This is a genomic window from Streptomyces sp. NPDC059248, assembly GCF_042753905.1.
Lineage (GTDB): Bacteria > Actinomycetota > Actinomycetes > Streptomycetales > Streptomycetaceae > Streptomyces.
Map to the genome: position 1 here is coordinate 60,932 of NZ_JBHYZV010000011.1, position 17,620 is coordinate 78,551.

Below are 17,620 nucleotides of genomic sequence, written 5' to 3' on the forward strand. Positions count from 1 at the left end.
CTACTCCTCTGCGAACATCTTGCGCAGGCCGGGCCGGCGGGGGGCGGCCGACTCCTCGGTCCACGCGGCGAGCGCGGCCACGGTCGGCAGGTCGAAGACCTTGCGGATGGGGATCTCGATCGCCAGCTCGGCCCGAGCCCGGCTGATCAGCCGGGTGGCGAGCAGGGAGTGCCCGCCGAGGGCGAAGAAGCCGTCGTCGGCACCGACCCGGTCCACTCCGAGTACCTCGGCGAAGAGTGCGGTCAGGACCTCCTCCCGGGGGGTGCCGGGGGCCCGGTAGGCGGTACCGGTGTACTCCGGCTCGGGCAACGCGGCCCGGTCCAGTTTGCCGTTGGGGGCGAGTGGCAGCCGGTCGAGCAGGACGACGGCGGAGGGCACCATGAAGTCGGGCAGTCTCGCCGCGACGAAGGCGCGCAGTTCCGCCGGTCCCGCGCCGGCCGCCGTACCCGTTTCAGGGCCGGTACGGGTCTCCGTCCGGGTCTCCGTTCCGGTCTCCTCCGTCCCGGTGGCGGGATCCGCGGGCACGGCATAGGCGATCAGCCGGGTGCCGGTGCCGTCGCCGGGTGCGGTACGGGCGATGACGGCGGCCCTGGCGATCCCGGGGTGCGCGGTGAGCGCGGCCTCGACCTCGGCGGGTTCGACCCGGAATCCGCGGATCTTGATCTGCGCGTCCCCCCGCCCGGTGTACTCCAGTTCGCCGTCGGCGTTGACCCGGGCCAGATCGCCGGTGCGGTACATCCGGGCTCCGGCCGGGCCGAAGGGGTCGGCGACGAAGCGTTCGGCGGTCGGGGCCGACCGGTCCTGGTAGCCGCGGCCCACGTTCCCGCCGACGTACAGCTCACCGACGGCGCCCGGTGGGACGGGGACCAGGCCGGGGCCGAGGACATAGGTCCGCATATTGCCGAGCGGGGTGCCGACGGGTACACCGCCGGGCCGGTCCCGCGGTTCGCCGTCGACGGTGTGGGTGGTGGCGTAGAACGACTCGCTCTGTCCGTAGGCGTTGACGATCCGTACGCCGGGGAAGGCGGCCCGGACCCGTTCGACCAGCGCCGGGGGCAGGGCCTCACCGGCGAAGACCACCGTCCCCACCCGCGTACGGTCCGAGATGTCGTCGACGAGTTCGGCGAAGGCGGACGGCACGGTGGAGATCACATCGCCGCTCCAGCCCTGCCGGCCGCCGAGGACCAGGACGTCCTGGACCAGTTCCACGGTGCCGCCGGTGGCGAGGGTCGTGAAGATCTCGAAGACCGAGACGTCGAAGTTGACCGAGGTGCCCGCGAGCAGCCGGTCGCCGGGTGCCATGTCCAGCCGGGAGGCGAGCCGCAGTACGCCGTTGACCACATTGGCGTGGGTGATGGCGACGCCTTTGGGCCGCCCCGTGGAGCCGGAGGTGTACATCACATAGGCGAGCTGTCCGGGGTGGGGCGGGCGGCGGGGGCCGCCGGTGTCCCCGGCCGGGCCGAGGGTGTCGAGGTGGACGTCCGGCGCGTCGTGCTCCGGCAGCAGCCGGGCCGTCGCGGAGTCGGTGAGGACGAGGCACGGCCGGGCCTCGGCCAGGACATCGGCCGTACGGTGGCCGGGGTAGCCGGGGTCGACGGGCAGATAGGCGCCGCCCGCCTTCACCACCGCCAGCAGGGCCACCACCAGCTCGGCCGTCCTCGGCAGGGAGACCGCTACCAGTGACTCCGGTCCCACCCCGAGTCCGGTCAGGGCGCGGGCCAGCCGGTCCGCCCGGGCGTCCAGTTCGCGGTAGGTGACCGTCTCGGCTCCGGCGACCAGGGCGATCGCGTCCGGGGTCCGGGCCGCCTGGGCCTCGACGAGCCCGTCGACCGTGGTGTCCGGGGTGGGGGCGGCCGTGTCGTTGAGGCGGACCAGCAGCCGGTGGCGTTCGGCCGGGTCGAGGAGGTCGAACCGGCCGACCGGCTGGTCGGGGGCGGCCGCGAGCTGTTCCAGGATGCGTACGAACCGTTCCGCGTACGCCTCCACGGTCGCGTGGTCGAAGGCGCCGGGCGCGTACTGGAGCAGGAAGTGGAGATGCGGATCGGCGGCCGCCATCAGGGCCAGCGGATAGTGGGTGCCGTTGGAGGGGCGCAGGCCGGTGAAGGCGATACCGTCCGCGGCCGCGCCGGCGGCGCCGATGCCCTCGCGGTCGACCGGGTAGGACTCGAAGACGACCAGGGTATCGAAGAGGCTCTGGCGGCCCGCCGCCCGCTGGATCTCGGTGAGCCCGTAGTAGTGGTGTTCCTGGAGTCCGGCCTGGCGGCGCTGGAGGCGGCCGGCCAGTTCGGCGAAGGTGTCGCCGGGCGCGTACTCCACCCGTACGGGAAGGGTGTTGATGAACATCCCGACCATCGACTCGACGTCGGGGACGGCGGGCGGGCGGCCGGAGACTGTGGCGCCGAACACCACGTCCCGGCTGCCGGTGAGCTGGCCGAGCAGGAGTGCCCAGGCGCCCTGGACCAGGGTGTTGACGGTGATGCCCCGGTCGGCGGCGTACCGGTTGAGGGTGCCGGACAGTGCGTGCGGCAGCTCGATCTCGACCTGGTCGAGGCCGTGGCCGTCGCCGGTTCCCGGGGCGAGCGGGGCCGGTTCGGCGACTCCGGCCAGTTCGGCCGCCCAGGCCCGGGCCGACGCGTCCTGGTCCTGCCGGGCCCGCCAGGCGAGGAAGTCGCCGAAGCCGCGGGTGGCGGGCAGTCCGGTGGCGTCGCCGTGGGAGGCGTAGAGCAGCAGGAGGTCCCGCATCAGCAGGGGCGACGACCAGCCGTCGGAGAGGGTGTGGTGGACGGTGAGGACGAGTTCGGCCCGGCCGGGTTCGGGCACCACGAGGGCGAGCCGGACGAGCGGCGGTACGGCGGGGTCGAAGTGGGCGGCGCGGTCCTCGGTGAGGAACCGTTCGAAGAGTTCGGTGCGGTCGGCTTCGCCGTGTCCGGTGAGATCGAGATACCGCCAGGGCAGGGTCACCCCGCCCGCCGGGATCAGCTGGACGACATCGCCGCCCGCCCGGTCGGCGAAGGCCGCCCGGAGGTTGTCGTGCCGCTCCAGCAGGGCCTGGCCGGCCCGCCGCATCCGCTCCGGGTCGACGGTGCCGGAGAGCTGGAAGACGAGTTGGACGTGGTAGGCGTCGAAGCCGGATCCGGCCAGCATCGAGTGGAAGAGGATCCCGGACTGGGCCGGGGTCACCGGCCAGATCTCGGCCAGCGGGCCGTACCGCTCCTCCCAGGTGTCGATCTCCGGCTGGCCCACCGGGACCAAGGGCGCGTCCGCGGGGGTCAGTCCCCCGGCGTCGGGGGTTGCGGCGTGCCGGGCCAGGGCGGTCAGGGCCCGGACCCACAGCTCCGCCAGTTCGGTCACGTCGTCCCGGGTGAGCACCCCGGTGGCGTAGCCGAACCAGGCGGTCAGCTCGTCGCCTTCGCCGGTGTCGGCGGCCACCGCGTTGATCTCCAGTGCCGACAGTACGGGCAGGTCCGCGTCGGGCGCGGCGATCAGTTCCGGGCCCGCGAGGTCCGGTGCCCAGCCGAGGCCGCGGAGCTCCTCGGGGATGTCGGCGCCGGACGCCCGGCCGAGGTAGTTGAAGCCGATCTGCGGTTCCGGCTCCCCGGCCAGGACGGCGGCGGTCTCCGGGTTGAGCCGGCGGAGCAGGCCGTAGCCGATCCCGCTGCCGGGCACGGCCCGCAGCTGCTCCTTGACGGCCTTGACCGCCCGGCCCGCGGCCGGTCCGCCGTCGAGCGCGGCGGCCGGGTCGATACCGGTGACGTCCAGCCGTACCGGGTACATCGCGGTGAACCAGCCGGCCGTGTGCGACAGATCGGCGCCGGGGACGGCGTCCTCGTCCCGGCCGTGTCCCTCCAGCCGGATCAGGGCCGGGGCGTCGGGGATGCCCCGGGCGCGGCGCCACTGGGCGAGGGCCAGGGCCAGGGCGGTCAGCAGTCCGTCGTCGGGACGGCCGCGGAAGACGGCGGGCAGGGTGTTCAGTACGGTTCTGGTCACGTCGGCCGGTACCCGGACCCGTACGGTGTCCGCGGTGGCGGCGACGTCCCGCGCCGGGTCGAGCGGCCGGGTGCCGAGTACGGGTTCGCCGGTCCGCAGGATCTTCTGCCATCCGGGCAGTTGCGCCGTCAGCTCCGGGGTCGGGGCGGCCTCGGCCAGGGCGTGCGCCCAGCGGCGGAACGAGGTGCCGGGCCCGGTCGCCGGTGCCGGGGGACGGCCGTCGCGGATCCGCTGCCAGGCGGCGACGAGGTCCGGGATCAGGATCCGCCACGACACGCCGTCGACGACGAGGTGGTGCAGCACGATCAGCAGCCGGTCGGGGCCGGTGGCGGAGGTGAGGTGGACGAATTGCGCCATCACGCCGGTATCCGGGTCCAGCCGGTCCGCGGCGGCGTCCAGTTCGGCCTGGACGTCGGTGCCGTCGTACGGGACCTCGCGCAGCAGGGTGTGGGCGGTCGTGCCGCCGGGCGGTTCGATCCACCAGCCGGGCCGTTCCCGGTCGAGCCGGGAGCGGAGGACGTCGTGCCGGTCCAGCAGGGTCTGTACGGTGGCCAGGAGTCCGGCCCGGTCGATGTCGTCGGGCAGGGTCAGCAGTCCGGACATGCAGAGTCTGCCGATCCCGCCGCCGAGGCCGAGGACATGGCTCGCCGTCGGCAGCAGGGGCGCCCATCCGGTGCCGCCGCCCGGCAGCTCCGCCAGGACGGGGCGTTCCGCCGCGCGGACCTGGGCGACCTCGGCGAGCCGGGCGACCGTCCGGTGTTCGAAGATCTCCCGGGTGCTGACCTCGATGCCGCGGGCCCTGGCCCGGGCGACGACCTGGATGGAGCGGATGCTGTCGCCGCCGGCGGCGAAGAAGTCGTTGTCGATACCGACGCTCTCCATGCCGAGCACCTCGGCGAAGAGGGCGCTCAGGGTCTCCTCCCGCCAGTCGCGCGGGGCCCGGCCGGTCGACGCCCCGGTGAGGTCGGGTGCGGGCAGGGCCCGGTGGTTGAGCTTTCCGTTGGGGGTGAGCGGCAGCTCCGCGAGCGGTACCAGCGCGGCGGGGACCATGTAGTCGGGGAGCCTGGCCCGCAGATGGGCAGAGATCTCGCCGAGCAGCGGGCCGATCGACCGGGCGAGTACGGGGGCGTTGGCGCGGGGCCGCCCGGGCGGGCCGCCGGGGACGTAACTGTTGGAGACCTGTCGCGGTTCGGGCAGCAGTACGGCGTCGTAGCAGCGGGCGTCCTCGCCGGACCAGGTGAGCACGGCCTCACCGCCGTGCCCTTCGATGTGCCGGACGAGGTCCTCCGGGTCGACGGGGGTGCCGGGCGGGGGTGTCCGGTCGAGCAGTCCGGCGGCGGCGGTGAGGGCGGCTTCCCCGGTCAGCCGGGCGTTGGGGATACCGGTGACCCGGACCGGCCCTTCGGCGCGGGGGGTGAGGTCGCCGAGGCGTCCGGTCCAGGGCACGGCGGGTATCCCGGTCAGGTCCAGGACGTCGGCGGGGCGTTTGTGGAGGACGATCTCGTAGCGGTGCCGGGTCAGTTCGTTGTGGGCCCGGCCGGGCTTGAGCCGGATGTCGACGGCCGCCGAGTGCTCCGCCGCCCATTCGGTGAACCATTCGGGGGCGATGACGAGTTCCCGTTCGGCCAGCAGCTCCCGGGTGACCAGGGTCCGCAGTTCCTCGTCGGAGGCGTGGGGGTGGGCGGCGCGCTGGATCGCGGTATGCATCAGTTGGCGGGTGGTGGCGTTGCGTACGTCGCCGACGACGATCCGGCCGTCCGGGGCGAGCAGCTCCATCGCCCGGCGCAGTACCCGGTCCAGATAGCCGGTGTCGGGGAAGTACTGGACCACGGAGTTGATGACGACGGTGTCGAACCGGCCGGCGGGCAGTCCGGAGACGTCGTCGGCGGGCCGGGCGAGAAGCTGGACGCGGTCGCCGTGTCCGGCCCGGTCGGCCTGGGCCCTGACCCGGGCCACCACCGGGGCCGAGATATCGGTGCCCCAGTACTCGTCGACCCGGTCGGCGATCCGGCCGAGGAGGAGGCCGGAGCCCACGCCGATCTCCAGGATCCGGCGGGGCGCGAACCGGAGGATCCGGGTCACCGCGGCGTCCTGCCACTCCCGCATCTCGTCGAGGGGGATGGGTTCACCGGTGTAGCTGGAGTTCCAGCCCCGGAAGTCCTCGCCGAGTTCCGCGTCGCCGGGGTCGGCGTAGGTGTCGTCGTAGAGGTCCCGCCATTCGTCCACCTGGGCCCCGGCGTCGGCCGCCGCGGTGTCCGGTGCGGGCACCACATATCCCACCAGGCGTTTGTCGCCCTGGGGGGTCTTTCCCACCACGACCGCTGCCTGGGCCACTCCGGGATGTTCCGCGAGGACGTGCTCGATCTCGCCGGGTTCGATCCGGAAGCCGCGGATCTTGATCTGGACGTCGGTCCTTCCGAGGTATTCGACCTGGCCGTCGCGGGTCCAGCGGACCAGGTCGCCGGTGCGGTACATCCGGGTGCCGGGCTCGCCGTAGGGACAGGCGGTGAACCGGTTCGCGGTCAGGGCCCGCCGCCCCAGATAGGCCCGGGCCAGGCCGGTACCGGCGAGGTACAGCTCACCGGCGACCCCGGGCGCGACCGGGCGCAGTGCCGTGTCGAGTACGTACAGCCGGGTGTTCCAGGCGGGGGCGCCGATCGGCAGCCGGTCCGCGCCGGGGGTGTGGCGGGCCGCCGTGACCTCGACCGCGGCCTCGGTGGGGCCGTAGAGGTTGTGGATCTCGCACCCCGGCAGGAGCGCGGCGGCCCGGTTGGCGAGGTCGGCGGGGAACGCCTCGCCGCCGGCCTCCAGCCAGCGCAGGGTGGTGCACCGGGCCGCCGCGGGTTCGGCGACGAAGGCTTCCAGCAGGGAGGGGACGAAGAAAGCTCCGGTGACCCCCGTCCGCCGGATCAGTCCGGCGAGATAGCCGGGGTCGCGCCGGCCGTCGGGGCGGGCGATCACCACGGCCGCCCCGGTCAGCGGTCCGGTGAAGGCTTCCGGGACCAGGGCGTCGAAGCTCACGGATGAGCTCATCAGGGTGCGGTCCCCGGGGCCGATTCCGAATCGGGCCGCGCGCCAGGCCAGCATGTTCAGTGCGGAGCGGTGCGAGATCTGAACGCCCTTGGGTGCCCCGGTGGAGCCGGAGGTGTAGATGACATAGGCGGTGTTGTCGGGTGAGAGGGCGCGTTCCGGGTTCTCCGACGGGTGTCCGGAGGTGTCCGGCAGGGTGTCCTCGACGACGAGCAGCGGCCGGGCGTCGTCCACCAGATAGCGCACCCGGTCCGGGGGGAGTTCGGGGGCCACCGGCAGATAGGCGGCGCCGGTCTTGAGTACCGCGTAGATCGCCACCATCAGCTCCACCGAACGCGGGAGCCGTATCATCACCAGCTGTTCCGGGCCCGCGCCGTGCTCGACGAGCCAGTGCGCCAGCCGGTTGGCCCGCCGGTTGAACTCGTCGTAGCTCAGGGTCTCGGCGTCACCGATCAAAGCGACGGCGGCGGGGTCGTTCCGTACCCGCTCCTCGAAGGCGTCGGGGAGGGTGCTTCCGGCGACCGGGTGGGCGGTGTCGTTGACGGTATGGAGGAGCCGGTCGCGTTCGCCCGCGGAGAGGACGTCGATCGCGGCGACCGGTACGTCCGGGTCGTCCAGTACCTGCTCCAGGACGCGGATGAACCGGTCGACGAAGCCGGTGGCGGTGGTGTGGTCGAAGAGTTCCGTCGCGTACTCCAGCAGCCCGTGGGCGCCACCGGTCGCGTTCGGCACGATGTTGAAGAAGAGGTCGAACTTGGCGGTGCCGGTGCTCGCCGGTACGGGGGTGACCCGCAGGCCGGGCATCGTGATCTCGGGCCAGACGAACTGCCAGCCCAGCGCGGTCTGGAAGAGGGGCTGGTAGGCGGTGGAGCGGTCCGGGTTGAGCAGCTCCACCAGGCGTTCGAAGGGGATGTCCTGGTTGTCGTAGGCGGCGAGGGCCTTCTCCCGGATCTGTTCCAGGAGTTCGCCGAAGGCCGGGTTCCGGCTCAGGTCGGCGCGGAGTACCCAGGTATTGACGAAGAAGCCGATCAGATCGTCGAGCTGTTCGTCGGCGCGTCCCTCGATCGGGCTGCCGATGGTCACATCGTCGCCCGCGCCCAGTTTGTTCAGCAGGACCGCGAGGGCTGCCTGGGCCACCATGGGGGCCGTGGCGCCGCGGTCGACGGCGAGTTTCTGCAGCCGGGCCAGGAGTTCGGGGGCCAGTTCGAAGGGGACGGCGCCGCCGTGGTGACCGGCGACCGGGGGCCGGGGACGGTCGAGGGGGAGTTGCAGCGGCTGCGGTACGCCGGTCAGCTCGTTCCGCCAGTGGACGAGCTGTGCGGCGGCGACGCTCTCCGGGTCGGCTTCGTCGCCCAGCAGCTGACGCTGCCAGAGCGTGTAGTCCTTGTACTGGACCGCGAGCGGGGTCCAGTCCGGTGCCCGTCCCCGGTGGCGGGCCTCGTAGGCCGTCATCAGATCCCGCAGGAAGGGCGCCATCGACGCGCCGTCCGCGGCGATGTGGTGGAAGACGAAGGCCACCACATGGTCCCGGTCTCCGGTCCGGAACACGGTCGTCCGCAGAGGTGGTTGCGTCAGCAGGTCGAAGACCTCACGGGCGGCCTCGTGGACGGCGGCGTCCACCGTCTCCGGCGGCACATCGACCACCCGGAACAGCGGCTCGGACTCGGCCGGGCCGAGGATCCGCTGTTCCGGGGTGCCGTCCGGATCCTCGGCGACCAGGGTGCGCAGCGTCTCGTGCCGGGTGACGACGTCCGTCACCGCGGCGGCCAGGGCGGCCGTGTCGAGCGCGCCTTCCAGGCGCAGGACGAACGGCTGGTTGTAGGTCGCCGACGGGCCTTCCATGCGGTGAAGGATCCACATCCGGCGCTGGGCAAAGGACAACGGGATCATCGACGCTACTCCTGTACGGTCATCTGTCGCAGCTGAGGGCGTTTCGATGTGGCCAGCTTCTTGATCTGCTCCGCCAGCCGGGCGACGGTCCGGTTCCGGAACACCGTGGTGACCTTCACATCGACCTGGAGTTCGTTGCGGATACGCCCGATGAGCCGGGTGGCCAGCAGGGAGTGCCCGCCGCTTTCGAAGAAGTCGGTGTCGATTCCGATATCGTCGATGCCGAGCAGTTCGGCGAAGAGCCGGCAGAGGACCTCTTCGTGATGGTCGCGGGGCCCTCGTCCGGCGGTGGCCGGGGTGCGGTCGGGCGCGGGGAGCGCGGCCCGGTCGAGTTTGCCGTTCGGGGTCAGCGGCAGGGCGTCGAGGATCGTCAGATGGGCGGGGACCATGTAGTCGGGGAGCTGTCGGGCCAGCTCCGCCCGTAGCTCGCGGGCGAGCTGGTCGGGGGTGTGCCAGCGGTCGGGCGCCGGGGCCGCGGGGGGCCGGGCCGGGGTATTCCCGCCGGGCCGGACGGCGTACAGCTGGGACATTCCGGTGCCTTCGAGGCCCTCCGGGGTCTCCGCGGTGACCCGGAAGCCCCGGCTCTCCAGCAGTTCGGTGACGACCGCGACCCGGTTGTCGACGTCGTGTACCTCGGCCACGATCTGCCGGATCAGCGGCCAGTGGTCGGGTTCGATGCCGCGCAGGGCGGCCAGCTCGCTCTTCTCCGCGTCGATCTTCAGCAGATCGATCCCGGTGAGTCCGTGCTCCCGGATCAGCTGGGAGACGGTGCGCAGTTCGACCTCGACCCGGGTACCGGCCAGCCGGTCGGAGAGCAGCTCGGTGAGCCGTTCGTCGTCGTCGACAGCCGTCTCGGTGCCGGTGCGGCGCTCGTTGGCGATCACCCGGCGCAAAGTCTCCCGTTCCGTCGCCTCGTCGGCGAAGCGGCCCGACATCAGGGACATCTCGGGGTAGTAGGTGAAGGCGGCGCGTCCCTCGGTGTCCGCGACTCCGTACTCGGTCACCACGGCGTCGAGGCCGTGGAGTTCGGCGTTGAGCCGGTAGAAGGCGGCCGATTCCGGCATCGGCTCGCAGGCGTAGAGCCGGATGTCGCGCGCCACGGAGCCGGCCCAGAGGGCGAACATGCCGATGTGTCCGCCGATATCGACGATCCGGGCGCCGTCGGCGACGGTGATACCGCCGCGGGCGTAGTCGCCGCGCCGGAAGATCTCGTCGTACAGATAGGTGATGTTCGACTTGTTCCGGCCGGCCACCACCATTCCATTGGGCAGTTCGTGGAGTTCGACGCCGGTGAGCCGGCCGGCCCGGGCGAGCGCCTGGCGGCGTGCCACCGCGGGGGCCGTCTCGGGATCCACCACCGCGTAGCCGCTGAGCTGCCGGTCGCCGGTGGCGTCGGTCCCGGCGATCACCGCGGCCTGCCGTACCGCCGGATGACGGGTCAGTACTGCCTCGATCTCGGCCGGTTCGATCCGGAAGCCGCGCAGCTTCAGCTGGGCGTCGGTACGGCCGAGGTAGTCGAGCCGTCCGGCCCGGTCCCACCGTACGAGATCACCGGTGCGGTACATCCGGGTACCGGGCTCGCCGTAGGGGCAGGCGGTGAAACGGCCTGCGGTCAGGGCGGCCTGCCCGAGATAGCCGCGCGCCAGACCGGTCCCGGCCAGATACAGCTCTCCGGGGACCCCGGGCGGTACCGGTCGCAGCGCCGCGTCCAGGACGTAGACCCGGGTGTTGTGGATCGGTACACCGATCGGTACGGGACCGGAGTCCCCCGGGTCGCAGGTGTGGTGGGTGACGTCGACGGCCGCCTCGGTGGGCCCGTACAGATTGTGCAGTCCGACGCCGGGCAGGGTGCGGGCGAAGTCCCGGGCGGTCTCCCGGGTGAGGGCCTCACCGCTGCTGAACACCCGGCGCAGGACACCGGCGCATCCGGCGGCAGCGGGAGCGGCCAGGAACGCCTGGAGCATCGAGGGGACGAAGTGGCAGGTGGTGACGGACTGTTCGGTGATCAGCCGGGCCAGATAGGCGGGGTCCTTGTGTCCTTCGGGATCGGCGACGACCAGGGCCGCGCCCTCGGCCGACGGCCAGAAGAACTCCCATACCGAGACGTCGAACGACGAGGGGGTCTTCTGGAGGACCCGGTCGTCGGCGGTCAGCCCGTAGGCGTGCTGCATCCACCGCAGCCGGTTGACGATCGCCCGGTGCGACACCTGGACGCCCTTGGGGCGGCCGGTGGAGCCGGAGGTGTGGATGACATAGGCGGCGTTGCCGGGTGAGAGCGCGCGTTCCGGGTTCGTCTCCGGGTACCCGGTGGTGTCCGGCAGGTCCTCGCCGACGACCAGCAGCGGCCCGGCGTCGTCGAGGATCTGCCGGACCCGGCCCTCGGGGAGGTCGGTGCCCACCGGGAGATACGCCGCCCCCGACTTGACCACGGCGTGGAGCGCCATCACCAGATCGGCGGAGCGGGGGACGCGTACCGCGATCAGCCGTTCGGGCCCGGCGCCGCGCTCGATCAGCCAGTGCGCAAGACGGTTGGCCCGCCGGTTCAGCTCCCCGTAGGTCAGGGTCTTCCCCGCGGCGATCACCGCGATGTCGTCGGGCCGTTGCGCGGCCCGGCGCTCGAAGGCGTCCGGCAGGGTGTCGTCGGCGAGCGGGCGCGCGGTGTCGTTGACCCCGGTGAGCGACCAGGCCCGTTCCCCGGCGGTGAGGACGTCGACGGCGCCGACCGGGACGGCCGGGTCGGTACGGATCTGCTCCAGTACCCGGACCAGCCGGGCGGCGATCGCCTCGGCGGCGGCCCGGTCGTAGAGATGGTTCTGGTAGTCGAGGGAGAGCCGCAGATAGGGGTCGGACGCGTTGAGGCTGAGCGGGTAGTGCGATCCGGCGAACGGCCGGATGCCGTCGATGGTGAAGCCCGCCGATGCGTTGGCCTCGACGATGCCCTCCCGGTCCACCGGATAGTTCTCGAAGGCGATCATCGTGTCGAAGAGGGCGGGCATGCCGACGTCGCGCTGGATGTCGGCGAGTCCGTAGAAGTGGTGGTCGAGCAGGGCGGTCTGCCGCTCCTGGAGTTCGGTGACGACATCGGCCACGCTCCGGTCCGGCGGGCAGAACACCCGGATCGGGAGGGAGTTGACGAAGAGGCCGACCATCTCGTCCGAGCCGGGCAGATCGGCCGGCCGGCCGTTGACGGCGGCCCCGAACACCACGTCCGGCTGTCCGGTGAGTTTGGCGAGCAGGATGCCCCAGGCGCCCTGGACCAGGGTGTTGAGGGTGATCCCCAGCTCCGCGGCCCGCCCGGCGAGCTCCCGGCCCTTGTCGATCGAGAGGGGGACCTCGACCCGGCCGAGGGCGGACGCCTTCTCCCGCAGGGGGGCGTCCGGGGCCACCAGGGCCGGCTGGTCGAATCCGGCCAGCTCGGCCTTCCAGCGGGCGGCCGACGCCGCCCGGTCCCGGGTCGAGAGCCAGGCCAGATAGTCGCCGTAGCTCCGGACCGGGGCGGGCTCCTGGGCACCGGAGTAGAGCTGGATCAGATCCTTGAACACGAGGGGCGACGACCAGCCGTCGAAGACGGTGTGATGGGCCGTGAGGACGAGCGCTGCCCGGTCCCGGCCGTAGCTGAGCAGCGCCAGCCGGAACAGCGGCGGCCGGGCGGGGTCGAGCTGGTCGGCCCGGTCCTCGGCGAGGACGGTTTCGAGGGCCGTGTCCCGCGCGGCTTCGTCCCGGCCGGTGAGATCGAGGTGCCGCCAGGGCAGGACGACGCGTTCCGGTACGACCTGGACCGGGTCGCCGTCGGCGCCCGCGAGGAACGCCGAGCGCAGATTGGGATGGCGGTCGAGCAGGGCCTGCCCTGCCGTGCGCATCCGCGCCGGGTCGACTTGTCCGGAGAGCCGGAGCACGAACTGCATGTGGTAGACGTCGAAGGAGCCGTCGGCGACCGCGGCCTGGAACTGGATCCCGGACTGTCCTGGGGCCTGCGGCCAGACGGCGGTGAGCGGGCCGTACCGCTCCTCCCATGCCTCGATCTCGGGCTGGCCGACCCGGACCAGCGGGGCGTCCGACGGGGTCAGCCCGCCGGTGCCGGGGCGGGCCGCGTGCTCGGTCATGCCGCGCAGCGCCTCGACCCAGAGGGCGGCAAGCTCCATGGTCCGCTCCCGGGAGAGCAGCCCGGTGGGGAACATGAAGGCCGCTTCGAGACGGGTGCCGCCGGGGGCGTCCACGGCGACCGCGCCGACCTCCAGCGCGGAGAGGGCGGGCAGGTCCGGGTCGGGCGCCGGAGCCAGCTCGGTGGACCAGGGCGCGGGTCCCCAGCCGTCCCCGCGGAGCTGCTCGGGCACATCGGTGCCGGAGATCCGGCCGAGGTAGTTGAAGCCGATCTGCGGTACCGGGCACTCCGCGAGCCGCGGGGCGGTCTCCGGGTTGAGGTACCGCAGGAGTCCGTAGCCCACGCCCTTGTCGGGGACGGCTCGGAGCTGTTCCTTGACCCGTTTGACCGTTCGGCCCGCCTCGGGTCCGCCCGCCGACGCGCGGGCCGGGTCCACGCCGCCGACGTCGATCAGGGCCGGGTACATGGCGGTGAACCAGCCGACGGTCCGGGAGAGGTCCGCGCCGGGCAGGAGGTGTTCCTCGCGGCCGTGGCCCTCCAGCCGTACCAGGGTGGGCCGGTCCGTGCCCCGCCACCGGTTGACGGCGAGGGCGAGCGCGGCCAGCAGCACATCGGTCCCGGTGGCGCGGTACGCCGCCGGGAGCCGGGTCAGTACGGCCTCCGTGACCTCGGCGGAGAGCTTGACCCGGACGGTGTCGACGGTGGACATCAGATCGACCGCGGGGTCGAACGCCCGGCTGCCCAGCGGGGGTTCCGGGGTCTCCAGCAGCTCCCGCCAGTACGCCAGCTCCGCCGTCCGCTCCGGGGTGCGGGCCTCGGTCTCCAGCGCCGCCGCCCATCGCCTGGCCGAAGTTCCGATGGCGGCCGGTTCGGGGGGCAGGCCGGCCGCGACCCGTCGCCACGCCTCGGCGAGGTCGGCCAGGAGGATCCGCCAGGAGACGCCGTCGACCACCAGATGGTGCAGGACCACGAGCAGTCGGCCAGGACCGGGGGCGGCGTCGAACCAGACGAAGGCCGCCATGGTCCCGGCTTCCGGGTCGAGCCGTCCGGTCGCGTCGGCCAGCTCCCGTCCGGCCGCCGCCAGCAGGGACGGCTCGTCCCACCGGCCGTCGCAGGGGACCCGGTGGATCAGCTCCGCCGCCCGTACGGAGCCCGCCGCGGGGATGTCGAGGGAGAGACCACCGTCGCGGACCAGCCGGGCCCGCAGCAGATCGTGCCGGTCGAGTACGGCGTCCAGGGTGGCGGCGAGACCGGCCGCCCCGATGCCCTCGGGCAGCTCCAGCACCATCGACATGGCGAACCGGTCCACCCCGCCGCCGTGTTCGAAGACCTGGCGGGCCACCGGCGGCAGCGGCATCGGGCCGATACCGCCGCCCTCGTCCTCGACGGGCCCGGGCGTCCGGTCCGCGCGGGCGGCGGCCAGTTCGGCCAGCCGGGCCGCCGTACGGCATTCGAAGACCTCCCGGGTGGTCAGCTCCAGGCCCCGGGCCCGGACCCTGGCCACCACCTGGATCGACCGCAGGCTGTCCCCGCCGACCGCGAAGAAGTCGTCGTCGGCGCCGACCCGGTCCACCCCGAGGACATCGGCGTAGACGGCGGTGACGATCCGTTCGGCCTCGGTACGGGGCGCCCGGTAGACCTCGCCCGTGAACTCCGGCTCGGGCAGCGCCGAGCGGTCCAGCTTGCCGGTCGGCCCGAGCGGCAGCCGGCCGAGGGTGACGAAGGCCGACGGCACCATGTAGTCGGGCAGCCGGGCCGCGACGAAGGTACGCAGCTCGGCGGCGGACGCACCGGCCAGCACATGCGACACATCGCCGATACCGCCCGCGCCGTCGTCGCCGACGGCGCCGTCACCGGTGTGCACCACATAGGCCACGAGCCGCCGCCCGCCGGAGGGGGCCTCCCGGCTGATCACCACCGCCTGGCTGATCCCGGGGTGGGCCGCGACGGCCGCCTCGACCTCCGCGGTCCCGATCCGGAAGCCGCGGACCTTGACCTGGTCGTCGGCCCGGCCGACGCACTCCAGCTGCCCGGCGGCGTTCCAGCGGGCCAGATCGCCGGTACGGTACATCCGGTCGCCCGGGGGGCCGAACGGGTTCGCCGCATAGCGCTCGGCGGTGAGGCCGGGGCGGCCGTGATAGCCCCGGCCGAGGCAGATCCCGGCCACGTACAACTCGCCGACCACGCCCTGGGGCACCGGGGCGAGTCCGGGGCCCAGCACATAGGCGCGCATATTGCCCAGGGGGGTGCCGATGGGGACGGTGTCGCCGTCCGGGCAGTCGTCCGCCGGGCCGAGGGAGTAGGCGGTGGCGTAGAAGCTCTCGCTCTGCCCGTACGAGTTGACGATCCGCGCCCCGGGCAGCGCCCGGCGCAGCTGTCGTACCAGCCGGGTGGGGAACACATCACCGGCGAGGACGACGGTACGGACGTCGGACGCCTTCGCCAGCTGGTCCACCAGCTCGCCGAGGACCGAGGGGACGGCGCTGATCACCCGGCCGTCCCAGGAGCCGCGTTCGGCGAGCTCCGGCAGATCCGGCACGATCTCGGCGGTGCCGCCGGTGGAGAGGGTGGTCAGCAGCTCGAAGACCGAGACGTCGAAGTTGACGGAGGTCCCGGCCTGGATCCGCCAGCCGGGCGGGGTGTCCAGGATCCGGACCAGCTCCCGTACTCCGTTGACGACATTGCGATGGGTGATCGCCGCGCCCTTCGGCTGCCCGGTGGAGCCGGAGGTGTACATCACATACGCGAGTCCGTCGGGGTGCGGCGGCGGGACCGGCCCCGCGAGGTCCGGCGGCGGTTCGGCGGCGAGCCGGTCGAGCAGGACGGTGGAGACACCGTCGTCCGCACCGTCGTCGTAGGGGAGTTCGCGCCGGGTCGCGGTGTCGGTGACGGCGAACCGCGGCTTCGCCTCGGACAGCACGGTGCCCGCCCGGCCGCCGAGGTAGCGGGGGTCCATCGGCAGATAGGCGGCCCCGGACTTGAGGATCCCGAGCAGCCCCACCACCAGGTCCTCGGTCCGCGGCAGGGCCAGCAGCACCAGGTCCTCGGGTCCGGCGCCGCGCCGGACCAGCTCCCGGGCGACCTCGTCCGCCCGTTCGTCCAGCCGGCGGTAGGTCAGGGTCCGGCCGTCGCAGACGACCGCCGCGGCCTCCGGTGACCGGGCGGCCCGGGCCGCGAGGATTTCGGGCACCGTCTGTCCGGAGGTCTCGGCGGCGGTGTCGTTGAACCGGGTGAGCAGCCGGTCCCGTTCGGCCGGGTCGAGCACGTCGAGAGCGCCGATCACCCGCTCGGGGTCGGCCACCAGCCGCCCCAGCACCCGCACGAAGCGGTGGGCGATGTCCTCGGCGGTCGCCCGGTCGAAGAGGTCGGTGGCGTACTCCAGCCGCCCGCCCGCCCCGCCCGTGCCGTCGGGGAGCAGATCGAAGAAGAGGTCGAACTTGGCGGTCCCGGTCTCCAGCCGCTCCGAGCGGGCGTCGAGGCCGGGGAACTCCGCCGCGGGTACGGGCGGCTGCCAGGCGAGCATCACCTGGAAGAACGGGTTGTACGCGGTGGACCGGTCCGGGTTCAGCAGCTCCACCAGCCGCTCGAACGGCAGATCCTGGTTGTCGTAGGCGGCGAGGGCCCGGTCCCGTACCCGCCCCAGCACCTGGCGGAAGGTCGGATGTCCGGCGAGGTCGACCCGGAGGACCCAGGTATTGACGAAGAAGCCGACGAGATCCCTCAGCTCCTCGTCGGTCCGGCCCGCGATCGGCGCGCCGATCGGGATGTCGTCGCCGCAGCCCAGATGGTGCAGGAGCACCGCCAGGGCGGAGTGCATCACCATCGAGACCGTGGTGTCGGCCCGGGCGGCCAGCTCCTCCACGGCCCGGAGCGCCCCGGGATCGACGGTGAAGCGGACCACGTCGCCCCGGTGGCTCATCGCCCTGGGGCGCGGGCGGTCGGTGGGGACGGCCAGCGGCTGCGCCAGGCCGGCGAGGGTGTGCCGCCAGTACTCCAGCTGCCCGGCGGCGAGGCTCTCCGGGTCGGTCTCGTCGCCGAGGACGTCGCGCTGCCAGAGCGTGTAGTCCGCGTACTGCACCGGCAGCGGCTCCCAGACCGGGGCGGCGCCGTCCCTGCGGGCCGTGTAGGCGGTGATGAGATCGCGGAACAGCGGTGCGAAGGACTCCCCGTCGACGGCGATGTGGTGCATCACCAGGACCAGGGTGTGCTCGGCGGGCCCGCGGCTCAGCAGGACCGCGCGGACGGGGATGTCGGCGGCGAGATCGAAGGTCGCGGTGGCCGCCTCGTCGACGGCCGCGGCTTCGTCGTCCTCCGCGACGGGGACGACCGGCAGCCGGAACGGCCGCTCGCCGATGGGCAGTACCCGCTGGTGCGGTACGCCGCCGGCGTCCTCGACGATCACGGTGCGGAGCACCTCGTGCCGGTCGACGACGTCGCGGAGCGCGGCCTCCAGCGCGCCCGCGTCCAGTTCACCGCCGAGCCGGAGGGCGAAAGCGCCGTTGTACGTCGGCGACGGGCCTTCGAGCCGGTCCATGAACCACAGCCGGCGCTGCGCGAACGACAACGGGATCATCGTCTCTCCAAGGGGATAGGGCTGCCGGGGAGCGTTCC

At 73.0% G+C, this 17,620-nt stretch carries 2 protein-coding genes; both read right to left on the reverse strand.

Annotated features, from left to right (window positions below; genetic code table 11):
* Window positions 1–8,907 carry an amino acid adenylation domain-containing protein gene (locus ACFXG1_RS07100; RefSeq protein WP_384741486.1) on the reverse strand — a complete coding sequence of 2,969 codons (8,907 nt, stop codon included), beginning with the start codon at window positions 8,905–8,907 and terminating at the stop codon, window positions 1–3.
* Between the two features lie 5 nt (window positions 8,908–8,912).
* On the reverse strand, window positions 8,913–17,582 hold the full coding sequence (locus ACFXG1_RS07105; protein WP_384741488.1) for an amino acid adenylation domain-containing protein: 8,670 nt from the start codon (window positions 17,580–17,582) through the stop codon (window positions 8,913–8,915).
* Window positions 17,583–17,620: the final 38 nt, after the last annotated feature.

What these genes read in the sequence shown, in the direction of transcription:
- ACFXG1_RS07100 (WP_384741486.1), bottom strand. Translation starts at nt 8,907, where the DNA reads ATGATCCCGTTGTCCTTTGCCCAGCGCCGGATGTGGATCCTTCACCGC.
- ACFXG1_RS07105 (WP_384741488.1), bottom strand. Translation starts at nt 17,582, where the DNA reads ATGATCCCGTTGTCGTTCGCGCAGCGCCGGCTGTGGTTCATGGACCGG.